The organism is Litorivicinus lipolyticus (assembly GCF_009650135.1).
GTDB classification, from domain to species: domain Bacteria; phylum Pseudomonadota; class Gammaproteobacteria; order Pseudomonadales; family Litorivicinaceae; genus Litorivicinus; species Litorivicinus lipolyticus.
Genome location: NZ_CP045871.1, coordinates 1424474 through 1437434 on the forward strand (window position 1 = coordinate 1424474; position 12961 = coordinate 1437434).

Here is a 12961-nt window from a genome sequence, read left to right on the forward strand (position 1 = left end):
ATAGTGAATAGAACCAAACGAACGATACTGTTTATTTCCGATGGCACCGGTATTACCGCCGAGACCCTTGGCCAAGCGCTGCTCAGCCAGTTCGACACCAAGATCGATTTTGAGCGACAAACCCACCCCTACGTCGACTCGCCCGACAAAGCCAATCAGGTTCGCGACGAAATCAACCATATCGCCGGCCGCGACGGCGTGCCGCCCATCGTGTTCGACACCCTGGTCGATCCACAGGTACGCGACATTATCTCGAGCTCCAATGGGGTCATGATGGACGTCTTTCAGACCTTTCTAAAGCCACTCGAAAGTGCACTTGAAACCGAGTCTGCGTATTCAGTTGGCATGAGCCACGCGGTCAAGCCGGACAACGGTTACGACCTGCGTATCGACGCGGTTAACTTTGCCCTGGATAACGACGATGGCGCCCGCATTCGTTACTACGACCAGGCCGATCTTATTTTGATTGGGGTGTCGCGCTGCGGAAAAACCCCGACCTGCCTGTACCTGGCGATGCAATTTGGCATCCGCGCAGCCAACTACCCGCTGACTGAGGAAGACCTAGACAACCCAGTGCTGCCAGCGATTTTGAAAAAGCACAAGTCGAAGTTGTTTGGCCTGACGATCGATCCGGTGCGCCTGTCCGCTATTCGCGAACAACGCCGGCCGGATTCGCGTTACTGCAGTCCACACCAGTGCCACTTCGAGGTTAACGAAGTCGAAGCGATTTACCGCCGCGAAGGCATTCCGCATATCGCCACGACCGACCAAAGCGTCGAAGAAATCAGCACTCAAGTGTTGGCAATGAGCGGCCTTAAGCGTCGCCACGTTTGAACCAAGCAATACAGGCATCGGCGACCGCGGTCGGCTTTTGATAAGGTAAGGCATGATCAACCCCAGCAATGACCTGGTAGCCCCAGTCAGGCCGGCACTGGGCCTGGGCGCGGTGCAAGGCGTGAGCATCGTCTGGGGTTTTGGCACCCACTAGGCTCAGGGTCGGTGGCAAACTCGCTAGCAATCCGGAACGGTTCAGACTGGGCGCGTAACGCCCAACCGCATCCAGCGCATGCGCCAACCCAACAGGTCTGTGTGACAGCCTGTGTGTGACCATCGATTCAATACGCGGGTGACGCGATCGGTTGGGCGACACAATGTCCAAAAACGCCGTCACCGCCGCGACCGCATCACCGCCGCCACGCAACGGATCGGTGGCCGCCGCGTAACGCTGGCGTCGGGCCAGCGTCGCAGCCCACGAGGGGCTTTCCATCAGCGCAGGCTCAATCAGCGTCAAACGCCGAATCCCGAGGGGCGCCGCGATCATCATGGCTACCAAACCGCCGAACGAATACCCCGCCAAATCAATATCTTGAAAATCAAAACCTAGAATCCACCGCAACAAATGATCGGCCAGTTCGTCCATCTCAAATGGACGCTCGCCAGCCCCGTGCCGAGTCTGTCCAGCGCCGTACAAATCCGGCACCAGCACATCACGATAGCCCGCCAACCGCGGCAGCATTGGCGCGAAGGTCAGCGCCCCAGCCACGCCCGCACCGTGCAGCGCGACCAGCACACCATCGCCGGCCGGATTGTGCCAGTGCCGGTAATGCAACGACCAGTCGCCCCACCCATGAACGGATTCAGTTAAACTAAACGGCATGTTTGATTCCATTGATGATCCTGTATTCCCACTGTCGCCGCGCACCATAACGCGCCCGTACCGCAAAGGCCTGGACGACGCCAAGCAGGCGGCGGTGGCGCTGCTACAAGTACCGCTTAGCTGCCCCGGCCTGCAAGGCGTGCCGATGTCGGACGACAGCCACGGCATTTTGTTGATTAAACGGTCACACAAATTACGCGGCCATTCCGGCCAATGGGCACTGCCCGGCGGCCAACGCGAAGCTGGTGAAAGCCTGTGGCGGACCGCTAAACGCGAGCTGTTCGAGGAAACCGGCCTAGCCCCTAACCGCGTCCGATGGCATGGCGACCTGGGCGCGGTTTCAACCGGCACCGGCTATTCAGCGCGGGTGTTTGTGGGGCAACTGGCAACACCGGCCGTGATGGTAGCCGATGGCCACGAAGCGGTGCAGCTGTCGGCCTACCCGATCAGTTGGCTAGGGCGCTCGGACACCCACAACCATGCTCCAGTGGATGCCCTGGGAGGGGCTCACTTTTGCTGGACCAAACCGGGTGGCGCATTGCCCTGGCCGACGCCATTGTGGGGGGCGACCGCGTTCATGCTGCTGGAATTGCGTCGCCGCCTTTATCCGCACCTGGCCGAGCCGGACTGCGAACCTAAGCGCGACTCAGTATTCCGGCAACTCGACATCCGCAAATAACGCCGCCACTTCGGCACGGGTTTGCATGCGCTGGGCCTTCATCACCAGATCCTGTGTCAGGTGTGGCGCGAACAGGCTGACGAAGTGGTACATGTATCCGCGCAGGAACGAACCGCGCCGAAAGCCAATTTTGGTGACACTGGCTTCAAACAGGTGCGAGGCCGGGATGCACACCAAATCGCTATCAGCGACCGGGTCATACGCCATCGACGCAATGATCCCCGCCCCCATGCCCATGCGCACGTAGGTTTTGATAACGTCCGCGTCGGCGGCGGTAAATACGATCTGTGGCGTCAACCCATGCTTGCTAAACGCCTCGTCCAACTTGCTACGACCGGTGAAACCGAACACATAGGTCACGATCGGCTCTTCGGCCAAGCGCTCGACCGTTAACGGCCCTTTCAGGGTTGCCAGCGGGTGGTCTTTTGGCACCACCACCGCACGGTTCCAGCGATAACACGGCATCATGATCAGGTCGTTAAAATGCTCCATCGCTTCGGTCGCGATGGCAAAGTCTGCGTGACCCTCCGCGGCCATTTCAGCGATTTGCTGGGGCGTACCCTGGTGCAAATTCAGCGACACCTCGGGGTAGGCCTGGATAAAGGACTTCACCAGCGGCGGCATGACATAACGCGCTTGGGTGTGGGTCGTGGCCACCGCCAACGCACCCTGCTTCTCGTTACTAAATTCCTGGGACAGCTGACGAATGCGGTCGACTTGACTCAACACCTGGCCGGACACGCGAATGATTTCTTCGCCGGCTGGAGTGATGTGCGTCAAGTGCTTGCCGTTTCGGGCAAAAATCTCGATACCCAGCTCGTCCTCCAATAGCCGAATCTGTTTCGAGATGCCGGGCTGGGAGGTAAACAAGCTCTGCGCAGTCGAAGACACGTTCAGATCGTGACGCGCGACTTCCCAGATGTATCGTAATTGTTGAAGTTTCATTGAATTCGAAAAACCTTAAACCGTTACCGCCCCTGCGGCCTTATAACTGTAGATTATCAAAACCTACCCTTCTTATATGCCTTTTAACACAAAGTCGTAGCATGACTTAGATCAAATGATCCACGCCAATCGTTGTGGTAGCGCATCGGTGCGTTTAAACTAGCCGCGTTTTCGTGAAACTTTTCGGCTCGCCTCTTGCGGGCTAACTAATCAGGCAAGGATAAGATATGGCACAGGCAAACAGTCACGCTGTGTCCTACGACTACGACGTCGTCCGCAAATTTGCGGTGATGACAGTAGTTTGGGGCATCGTGGGAATGACACTTGGCGTAATCATCGCAACGCAACTTATATGGCCCGACTTCCTCGCCAGCCAATTCACGCATTTCGGGCGTATCCGTCCGTTGCACACGAATTCCGTGATATTTGCCTTTGGCGGTTGCGCCCTGTTTTCGACCTCGTACTACGTTGTCCAGCGCACCTGTGGTACGACGCTAGCATATCCATCCTTGGCCAAATTTACCTTTTGGGGCTGGCAAGCCGTCATCGTGGCTGCGATTATTACCCTGCCCATGGGCTTGACCTCGACCAAGGAATACGCCGAACTGGAATGGCCAATTGATATCCTGATCGCCGCCGTCTGGATCAGCTACGCGATCGTATTTTTGGGCACTATTCGTAACCGCACCACGCCGCACATCTATGTTGCCAACTGGTTCTACGCGGCATTTATTATCGTCATCGCGGTGCTCCACATTGTGAACTCGGCAGCCATCCCGGTCAGCGCGTTCAAATCCTACAGCGCATACTCCGGCGCGGTCGACGCCATGGTTCAGTGGTGGTACGGCCATAACGCCGTGGGCTTCTTCTTGACCGCGGGTTTCCTCGGCATGATGTATTACTTTGTGCCTAAGCAAGCGGGCCGCCCGGTCTACAGCTACCGGTTGTCGATCGTTCACTTTTGGGCGCTGATCGCGACCTACATGTGGGCCGGTGCGCACCACTTGCATTACTCGGCACTGCCCAACTGGGCTCAGTCAGTGGGCATGGTGATGTCATTGATCTTGTTAGCGCCTAGCTGGGGCGGCATGATCAACGGCGTTATGACCCTATCCGGCGCGTGGCAAAAACTACGCCACGATCCGGTCCTACGATTCCTGGTGGTATCGCTATCGTTTTACGGCATGTCGACCTTTGAAGGCCCGATGATGGCAATCAAGACGGTCAACGCGTTGTCGCACAACACCGACTGGACCATTGGTCACGTCCACTCCGGCGCACTCGGCTGGGTTGCTATGGTCTCGATCGGGGCCATCTACCACATGATTCCGAAAGTGTACGGCGTTGCCGCCATGTACTCGACGCGTTTGATCAACACCCACTTCTGGCTGTCGACCATCGGTGTGGTGCTGTACATCGCCGCGATGTGGGTCAACGGCATTATGCAGGGCTTGATGTGGCGTGCGGTTAACATGGACGGAACCTTGACCTACTCGTTCATCGACTCAGTCGCCGCGTCTTACCCGGGCTACACCGTGCGTATGATTGGTGGCCTGCTGTACCTGACCGGCATGTTCATCATGGCCTACAACGTTTTCAAGACAATCCGCATGGCACGCGATGGCGTCGCCGATTCATCGACACCGGTTGCGGCTGATCCCGCAACAGCGGCAGCGGCAGGGAAATAACCATGGCAAAAGCCCACAAGATTTTTGAAACCCACCTGGGTGTTTTATCCGCTGGCATCATTGCCGTGATTAGCCTCGGTGGCCTGGCCGAAATCGTACCGCTGTTTTACACCACGGCGACGACCGAACCGGTCAAAGACCTAAAGCCTTGGTCGCCGCTGGCCTTGGAAGGTCGTGACATTTACATACGCGAAGGCTGTCACGTCTGCCACACCCAAATGGTACGTCCCTTCCGAGCCGAAACCGAACGCTACGGCGCCTATTCGGTCGCCGGTGAACACGTTTGGGAACGCCCGTTCCTTTGGGGCTCCAAGCGCACAGGCCCGGATTTAGCCCGGGTCGGCGGCAAGTACTCGGACGACTGGCACCGCGCGCACCTGTACAACCCGCGTGACGTGATTCCGGAATCCAACATGCCGTCATTCCCGTGGCTGTTTCAAAACGAGCTGTCCGGCAAAGACACCCTTCAGAAAATGCGTGTGATGCGAATGATGGGCGTGCCGTACACCGATGGCGACTTGGAAAATGCGCGATTTGAAGTGCGCGGCAAGCTCGAGATCGATGCGCTGGTGACCTACCTGCAACAAATCGGCCACGCCATGCCGAGGGTCCAATGAGCTACGAAGAGGGCCTTGGCCTGCTCAGTGTGGTCATGCTGGTGATGTTCATTGGCATTTTCGCCTGGGCCTTTAGCCCTTCTCGCAAGAAAAAATTTGATGAGGCCGCGCGAACGCCGCTGGATGACGATGCCATGGAGCAAAACGTCGCCGACCAAGCCGCCCGCGTGAACAAAGAACAGGAGAGCCTTAAGCCATGAATGCAGATCACCTAACGCCCTTTTGGAGCATGTGGGTCGCCGCGATCACCTTGATCGTTATTTTCGGCTGCCTCGCATTGCTGTTGGCGATTCGAAAAAGTGAAACACACAAAGAAGAAACCGAGGCTGACACCGGCCACGAATTTGATGGCATTCGCGAACTGGACAACCCACTGCCCAAGTGGTGGTACTACAAGTTCTTAATACTGACCGCGTTTGGTTTGATTTACCTGGTGCTGTACCCGGGTCTGGGTAACTTCAAAGGCGTGCTGGGTTGGAGCCAAGAAGGACAGTGGCAGGCTGAAATGGTCAAGGCTGAGACCGAGTTTGCGCCGGTCTTTGCTAAATTGGCCGAAGGTGACGCCATCAGCCTGGCCCAGAACCCCGAGGCGATGAAAGCCGGCTCGCGGCTGTTCCGCAACAACTGCGCGATCTGCCATGGCCAAAACGCCCAGGGCGGCTACGGCTTCCCGAACCTAACCGACAATGACTGGTTGTACGGTGGCGACCCGGCGACCTTGCAGGCGACCTTGAACGGTGGCCGTGGCGGCATCATGCCGTCGTTCGCCAAGGTCTTGGGTGATGAAGGCATCGAAAACATGTCGCACTACGTGGTCAGCCTGTCCGGGCGCCAACACGACCTCAACAAAGCGGCCCAAGCTGCGCCGGCCTTTAAGGCCAACTGTGCTGCCTGTCATGGCGCCGACGGTCAAGGCAACCCGATGTTGGGTGCGCCCAACCTGACGGACAACGTGTGGTTGTACAAGCACCCCAACCTGACCGTTCGCGGCAGTGTCGAGCTGACGTTGCAAAACGGGCGTCAAGGCCAGATGCCGGTCTTTAAGCACCTTGGAGAAGACAAGGTCAAGCTGCTATCAGCCTACGTTTATTCCCTGAGCAACTAACCTGGGATGAGCAAAAGCACCTCTGGTTCAAATCGAATTCCTTTGATCGATTTGGACCGGATTTATCAGCGCAAGATTAAAGGCACTTACCAACGCTTACGCCGCTATGGCAGCTGGGGCTTGTTGTGCCTTTACTTTCTGACACCCTGGTTTATGTGGGGCGAGCGCCAACTGGTGCTGTTTGATCTGCCCCAGCGGCAGTTTCACGTTTTCCACATGACCTTTTGGCCACAGGATTTCTTCTTGCTGGCGCTGCTGTTGATCATTTCAGCCTTCGGCCTGTTTATGGTCACGGTCTATGCCGGACGAATTTGGTGCGGCTATACCTGCCCCCAGACCGTTTGGACCCAACTTTTTGTTTGGCTTGAAATGAAAATCGAGGGGTCCCGTAACCAACGAATCAAGCTGGACGCTGCCCCTTGGGGTTTTCAAAAGCTGCTTCGAAAATCGTCCAAACACCTAAGCTGGGGTGCGATTGCGCTGGCCACGGGCATCACATTTATTGGCTACTTCACGCCGATTCGGGCACTGGTGCCGGACTTCTTCACCCTCGATGCGAACTTCCAAGCGGCACTTTGGATCATGATTTTTGGCGTCCTGACGTATTTGAACGCCGGCTGGATGCGCGAAAAGGTCTGTATCTACATGTGCCCGTACGCACGCTTTCAAAGCGTGATGTTTGACGAGGACACCAAAGTAGTCAGTTACGACGTTGGCCGTGGCGAGCCACGCGGCAAGAAAACCCCAACCTCGGGCGCCGGTGACTGTGTCGACTGTGGGGTCTGTGTCCAGGTCTGCCCAACTGGCATCGACATCCGTGACGGCCTGCAATACGAGTGTATCGGTTGCGCCCTGTGTATCGATGCCTGCGACAGCGTCATGCAAAAGCTTGAGCGCCCCAAGGGCTTGATCCGCTACAGCACCGAAAATGAACTGGCCGGAAAGATCACCCACTTCCTGCGCCCTCGCCTGATTGGTTACGCGATCGCCATGACCGTGATGGTGGTGTCATTGACCGTGTTTTTGGCCCTGCGCTCGCCGCTGGAATTGAGTATTGAGCGCGGCCGAGGCCAGCTGTTTACCGAAGCCTTAAACGGTGACATCGTCAACAGCATGCAAGTCAGCATTCTGAATAAAAGCGAGAACACCCAGACCTTTGAGTTCTTTCTGGAGGGCCGTCCCGGCGCCCAGTTAAGTGCCCCAGAGCAGGTTATTATTGCACCGGGTGAACGCGTCACGAAACCGGTACAGGTCTCGCTGGAACCGCAAAAAGTGGTTCAAGCACGACTGCCCTTTACCTTGCGCATCGAAGCGGTCGGCGGCAACCGCGCCACCAGCACAATCGACAGCACCTTTATTGGACCCGAACGATGGTAAATCCCTGGTACAAAGAACCCTGGCCATGGCTATTTATGCTGCCCATTGCGGTCACTGTGATCGTCGGTATCAACATGCTGCGACTGTCGATTGTGACCGCCGATGGACTGGTCAGTGACGATTACTACAAAGAAGGCAAGGCCATCAACCGCTCGCTGGAACGCGATGATGCCGCACGTGCCATTGGCGCCCGAGCGATCGCGGAGCTGGATCCGGTGACCGGCGATTTTCAGGTCACGCTGACCGCCAATTTGGAGCGCTGGCCGGCGGGGCTCAACCTTAAGGTCGTGCACCCTACCCGCGAAGGCTTCGACACTGAAGTTTTCCTGCGCCATGCGCGTGACGGCGTTTTCCAAGGGCAACTGGAAAGCCTGGTTCCGGGGCCACGGTTGCTGGAGTTGCACCCACCGGAAAATGACTGGAGGCTGCGCACGCGCGTGATGTGGCCCGATCAAACCCGGGTCAACTTCGGTACGTGAGCTGTTACCACTGCGACCAACCGGTCGCAGACGCCGACGCTTGGACGGCTGAACTGGCCGGTGTCCGTCAGTCCTTTTGTTGCCCGGGCTGTCAAGCCGTCGCCCAGCACCTGTATGACAGTGGCTTGGATCGTTACTACCGCGTGCGCCTCGAGCCGGGCATCAGGCCCGATCTTGACCTTGAACTTGGCGACAGTCACGCCCTGACCGAGGCCTTCGCCCACCCTCGTGGCGATGGCACTGTCGACATCGACTTGGCAGTCGACGGCATCACCTGCGGCGCCTGTGCTTGGCTGATTGAGCAGGCACTGACGCCGGCACCCGGCATCAACCTGGTGCTGGTAAACCTGAGCGATCACCGGGTTCGAGTGACTTACGACCCAAGCTTGATTGAGCTGGGCCAGATCATTAACCGCCTCAATGGCGTCGGTTACCGCGCGAGCCCTTGGCGGGCCTCGGACGCGGCCGTTCAACGGCGTGCTGCCCAGCGTCAATCCATGATTCGTTTAATTGTCGCAGGCCTAGGCTCGATGCAAGCCATGATGTTTGCGGTGGCCCTGTACACCGCCGATGCCAGTTTTATTGAATACCGTCACGAGCAACTGCTGCGCTGGATCAGCCTAGTGGTCAGTGCGCCGGTGATGTTGTACGCCGCGCGGCCATTTTTTTCCGGTGCCATCAACGCGCTCCGCCACCGTCGGCTGAACATGGACATTCCGGTCAGCCTGGCCATGGGCCTGGCCTGGGTCGCCAGCGCTTGGCACGTCATTCAGGGCAGCGGCGAGGTCTACTTCGATTCGGTCAGTATGTTCGCGTTCTTTTTGCTGGCCGGGCGTCACATTGAGCAGTCGATGCAAGCGCGCAGCCTGACGGCAACCGGCCTGGACCGATTGGCACTGCCAACCTTGGTGACGCGGCTGGGCGAGCCGGTCACGCGCATCGCCGTGTCCGAGGTGGTAGTCGGCGACCAAATCCAATGGCACGGTGGCGAACGCCTCAGCGTCGACGGCTGCATTGAGGATGGCGCCGGCGACATCTCCCAGGCCACCGTCACCGGCGAGTCCCAGCCAACCGCCGTCAGCACGGGCGACACCGTCTTGGCCGGAGCCTTGAATGGCCCGACACCGCTGGTGGTGCGGGTCACTGCGGTCGGCGCCGAGCGAACCTTAGCCAAGCTGGAAGACCAAGCCAACCTCGCAATGGCCGGGCGCCCACGGACATTGAGCTGGGCCCAGGCCTGGTCAGGGCGGTTTATCGCCTTTCAGTTGACTGCGGCCGTGGCGACCGCGCTGGTCTGGCTGGCACTGGATTCGAGCATGGCCTTCCCAGCGGCACTGGCAGTATTGGTGGCGACCTGCCCTTGCGCCTTCGCCCTGGCCGCCCCGACTGCGTTAGCGGCAGCCCAGGCCGGAGCCCACAAGCGAGGCGCGGTGCTGCTGTCCCCCAATGCGCTGGAGCGCCTAGCACGAGTTCGCCAGACCCTGACTGACAAGACCGGCACTCTGACATACGGGCGCCCATCAATCGAACAAACAGCGGTTTTGGCTGACCACTCGCGGGCGACCTGCGAGGGTATTGCCAGCGGTCTGGAGCAAGGGGTCGCCCACCCACTGGCGCGGCCGTTTCAGGCCTTTGCGCGGGCCCGGCTAGAGGCGGTTGAGGTTGTTGAGGGTCAAGGCGTGCGCGGCCACTGGAACGGCCTGCCGGTCGAACTGGGCAAGCCGACATGGCTCGGCTATGTGGCCCCATCCGACGCCGGTTGGGTGGTGCTGCGCATTAACGGCACGCTGGCCTGCGCGTGGTCCTTGGTCGACGAACCCCGGAGCGACCTGCGCGCGGCACTGGCCCTACTTCCGCACCCAATCACCGTGGTGTCAGGGGACACCCAAGCGCGGGTCACCGCCCTAGTAGAACCACTCGGTCTAAGCGGGTTCGGCGGCTTGTCACCGGCCGATAAACTGGCCCACCTGCAACTGGCCCAAGACCACGGGCCCGTGTTAGCCCTCGGCGACGGCATTAACGACGCGCCTTTGCTGGCCGCGGCCGACGCCAGTATCGCGCTAACCGATGCCAGCGCCCTGACTCGGGCCCGTTGTGACGCACTGATTACCACCCAGCGCCTCAGTGCAGCCCCTGCCGTGGTTGCCTTAGCGCGCCAAACCCAGCGCGTGATTGGCCAGAATTTGAGCTGGGCGATCGGGTACAATTTGACGGTATTGCCATTGGCGGCCAGCGGCTGGTTACCGGCGTGGGGCGCCGCGCTGGGCATGTCGCTGTCATCACTATTGGTAGTTTTCAATGCATTACGACTCAACCGGGCGGACTGACATGGATATTATTGCTGCACTGATTCCGATTTCGATTGTGTTGCTGGTTGTCGCAACCGGTGCCTTTTTGTGGGCACTGCGCGGCGGCCAGTACGACGACCTAGAGGGCCCCGCCCACCGCATCTTGCACGACGATGATGATCCGGCACACCACGCCGCGGCTGACCTCAAAAAGAATGATTGAAAGCCTGATCGCAGGCGTGCTGATAGGCCTAGCAGGGACCGCGCATTGCCTGGCGATGTGTGGCCCATTGGCGGCCAGTGTCTCGCTCAATTTCAGCCCGGATCGCCGGCTTGGCCGAGCCAACCTGACCACACTGATGTGGATCGGCGCCGGCAAAGTCGGGTTGTATACACTGCTGGGCGCGCTGGCAGGCGTGGCCGGCCAACAACTGATGTTGGCGGGCGCACTGATGCCGCTCTTGCTGATATCCGGGCTGTTTTTGATCGCCATGGGACTGTACGGCTTTGGAATCGCCCCGCCGACACGGCTTTTTCGCCACCTTCTAACCCCGATCTCGGCGCCCCTGCACACGATTTCTCGGCGGGTTACGCCGATCAACAGTGCCGCACGCGCACTGGCGTGGGGCATGGCCTGGGGTTTGCTGCCCTGCGGTTTGGTCTACGCGGCGTTAGGCTGGAGCCTGACCCAGCCTAATCCCCTCGCCGGGGCCGCGGGCATGCTCGGGTTTGGCTTAGGCACGCTGCCGGCGGCGCTCGGCAGTGGCTATCTGGGCAGTCGCCTGGGGCGCGCGATCAAAACCGGTGGTGCCGCGCGCATCAGTGGCGCGGTGCTAATTGCCATGGGGCTGTTATCGATCACCCTTGGGGTTGCCCAGGGCTGACCGCGATTAAAGCTTGTGCCAGGTCACAGTTCCAACGGACCGGACGGCAAAGTGACCGGCATTGACTAGGCTCGGTAGTCTAAACCCCTAGCGCGGCGAACATGAACCGATTCGAACACACACCCTTATTCTTCGATTGCGAGGCATCCGGTCTAGCGGAAGACTCCTATCCGATCGATATTGCGGTCGCTGAAATCGCGGCGCCAACCCGTCGCTGGCTGATTGACCCCAGCAGCGTCGATAGCTGGACCCATTGGAACAGTGAAAGCCAAAACAGCCACGGCTATCAACGCTACGACTTGGTCGACTGGGGAGAGGACGCCTGCCGCGTGGCCGAGCAGTTGCACGCGCGTCTGGACGGTTGCGTGGTGTTATCCGACAACCCCGAGCGCGATCGCCTCTGGGTCAATAAGCTATACCAAGACACCGGCACCCTCGCACCGATCTACCGGGTCTTGGATGCAAACGACCAATTTCGCGAGCTGCTGGCACTGGTAGAACCGGACCTACACCGGCGCGACGAGCGCCTGTACAACCTAAAAATACTGGCCCGCGCGATGCACCTTCCACGCCACCGCGCCCAATCCGATGCCGAATACCTGCGCCGACTCTACGTGCTGGTCGTTCAGTTGACGGAACCTGTGTTAACGACGCATTAACTTAACGTACGCCATCGCCACCATGGTGGCGTCCCCAATGGCGGTATGGCGGCCCATGACCGGCACACCCAGTGCGTTCAAAATGGTTTCAAGGCGGCGGTCGGCGGTTTCGTCAATACGTTCTTTGCTGGCATAGATATCAGCCAATTCGAGGGTCGGATTTGGCAGTTCAAAGCCAAAGGCCTGTTGGATGTAGCGATTCAACAGGGTGACGTCGAAATTTATGTAGTAGCCCAGCAGCGGACGGTTGCCGATGAAGTCTAAAAATCGCGGTAACGCCTGGTCTAGGCCGACGCCATCTTCCAGGTCGACTTTTCGAATACGGTGAATGCGAATGGAATCGGCAGCCTGCTTTGGCGACGCCGGCAGTCGAATATCCAGCTTTTCACTGGTCATGATTTTGCCGTCCCGAATCTTGACCGCGGCCAGGGTCAGCAAATCATCCTGCAGTGGGTTTAAGCCGGTGGTTTCGCAATCAATGCTAATCACTTCGTCCCCGTGATAGGGCATGAAAAGCGGCTCCCAGGGTGTGCCCTGGACCTTGAAGCGGGTACCCATCGTCTTCAGTGTTTTTGCGACCATA

The 12961-nt window shown here is 58.9% G+C and carries 15 protein-coding genes; 12 read left to right on the forward strand and 3 right to left on the reverse strand.

All coding sequences use genetic code 11. From position 1 onward, the window contains the following. The first annotated feature begins 3 nt into the window (after nt 1-3). A complete protein-coding gene (gene ppsR / locus GH975_RS07165) occupies nt 4-834 on the forward strand; it encodes a posphoenolpyruvate synthetase regulatory kinase/phosphorylase PpsR (protein WP_153713863.1) in 831 nt (276 codons plus the stop codon). Here ppsR and GH975_RS07170 read toward each other — a convergent pair. Then, a complete protein-coding gene (locus GH975_RS07170; protein ID WP_170272584.1) occupies nt 815-1657 on the reverse strand; it encodes an alpha/beta fold hydrolase in 843 nt (280 codons plus the stop codon). The genes ppsR and GH975_RS07170 overlap by 20 nt on opposite strands. Between GH975_RS07170 and GH975_RS07175 the strand changes: the two genes are divergently transcribed. Next, nucleotides 1656-2336 (forward strand): NUDIX hydrolase, encoded by a 681-nt coding sequence (locus GH975_RS07175; protein ID WP_153713865.1) that lies wholly within the window; start codon nt 1656-1658, stop codon nt 2334-2336. The two genes, GH975_RS07170 and GH975_RS07175, sit on opposite strands and share 2 nt — an antisense overlap. Here the strand turns inward: GH975_RS07175 and cysB are convergent. Then, nucleotides 2304-3281, reverse strand: coding sequence for an HTH-type transcriptional regulator CysB (cysB, locus tag GH975_RS07180; RefSeq protein ID WP_153713866.1), 978 nt, complete (start codon nt 3279-3281; stop codon nt 2304-2306). The two genes, GH975_RS07175 and cysB, sit on opposite strands and share 33 nt — an antisense overlap. Nucleotides 3282-3508: 227 nt before the next feature. On the opposite strand from cysB, the gene ccoN reads away from it, so the two are divergent. The 10 genes from ccoN to GH975_RS07230 all read left to right on the forward strand — a co-directional run bounded on the left by ccoN (nt 3509) and on the right by GH975_RS07230 (nt 12378). Further along, nucleotides 3509-4969 (forward strand): cytochrome-c oxidase, cbb3-type subunit I, encoded by a 1461-nt coding sequence (gene ccoN / locus GH975_RS07185; RefSeq protein WP_153713867.1) that lies wholly within the window; start codon nt 3509-3511, stop codon nt 4967-4969. 2 nt (nt 4970-4971) lie between these two features. After that, a complete protein-coding gene (ccoO, locus tag GH975_RS07190) occupies nt 4972-5586 on the forward strand; it encodes a cytochrome-c oxidase, cbb3-type subunit II (protein WP_153713868.1) in 615 nt (204 codons plus the stop codon). Further along, on the forward strand, nt 5583-5786 hold the full coding sequence (locus tag GH975_RS07195) for a cbb3-type cytochrome oxidase subunit 3 (protein ID WP_153713869.1): 204 nt from the start codon (nt 5583-5585) through the stop codon (nt 5784-5786). Before ccoO ends, GH975_RS07195 begins: the two co-directional genes overlap by 4 nt. Then, nucleotides 5783-6691 carry a cytochrome-c oxidase, cbb3-type subunit III gene (gene ccoP, locus GH975_RS07200; RefSeq protein ID WP_153713870.1) on the forward strand — a complete coding sequence of 303 codons (909 nt, stop codon included), beginning with the start codon at nt 5783-5785 and terminating at the stop codon, nt 6689-6691. Before GH975_RS07195 ends, ccoP begins: the two co-directional genes overlap by 4 nt. A 42-nt stretch (nt 6692-6733) precedes the next feature. Beyond that, entirely contained in the window at nt 6734-8068 is a 1335-nt protein-coding gene (gene ccoG / locus GH975_RS07205) for a cytochrome c oxidase accessory protein CcoG (RefSeq protein ID WP_322788847.1), read from the forward strand. Beyond that, entirely contained in the window at nt 8062-8547 is a 486-nt protein-coding gene (locus tag GH975_RS07210; RefSeq protein WP_153713872.1) for a FixH family protein, read from the forward strand. The genes ccoG and GH975_RS07210 overlap by 7 nt, the downstream gene beginning before the upstream one ends. After that, entirely contained in the window at nt 8544-10874 is a 2331-nt protein-coding gene (locus tag GH975_RS07215; RefSeq protein ID WP_153713873.1) for a heavy metal translocating P-type ATPase, read from the forward strand. Before GH975_RS07210 ends, GH975_RS07215 begins: the two co-directional genes overlap by 4 nt. A gap of 1 nt (nt 10875) precedes the next feature. Continuing rightward, the gene (gene ccoS, locus GH975_RS07220; RefSeq protein ID WP_153713874.1) at nt 10876-11058 is read left to right on the forward strand and encodes a cbb3-type cytochrome oxidase assembly protein CcoS; all 183 of its coding nucleotides are present in this window, start codon (nt 10876-10878) and stop codon (nt 11056-11058) included. Then, nucleotides 11051-11719, forward strand: a complete 669-nt coding sequence (locus tag GH975_RS07225) for a sulfite exporter TauE/SafE family protein (protein ID WP_170272585.1) — start codon at nt 11051-11053, stop codon at nt 11717-11719. The genes ccoS and GH975_RS07225 overlap by 8 nt, the downstream gene beginning before the upstream one ends. A gap of 101 nt (nt 11720-11820) precedes the next feature. Next, nucleotides 11821-12378 carry a 3'-5' exonuclease gene (locus tag GH975_RS07230; protein ID WP_153713876.1) on the forward strand — a complete coding sequence of 186 codons (558 nt, stop codon included), beginning with the start codon at nt 11821-11823 and terminating at the stop codon, nt 12376-12378. Here the strand turns inward: GH975_RS07230 and GH975_RS07235 are convergent. Next, complete coding sequence (locus GH975_RS07235) at nt 12364-12960, reverse strand: 3'-5' exonuclease (protein ID WP_211365785.1); 597 nt, start codon at nt 12958-12960, stop codon at nt 12364-12366. The genes GH975_RS07230 and GH975_RS07235 overlap by 15 nt on opposite strands. Nucleotide 12961 lies beyond the last annotated feature (1 nt).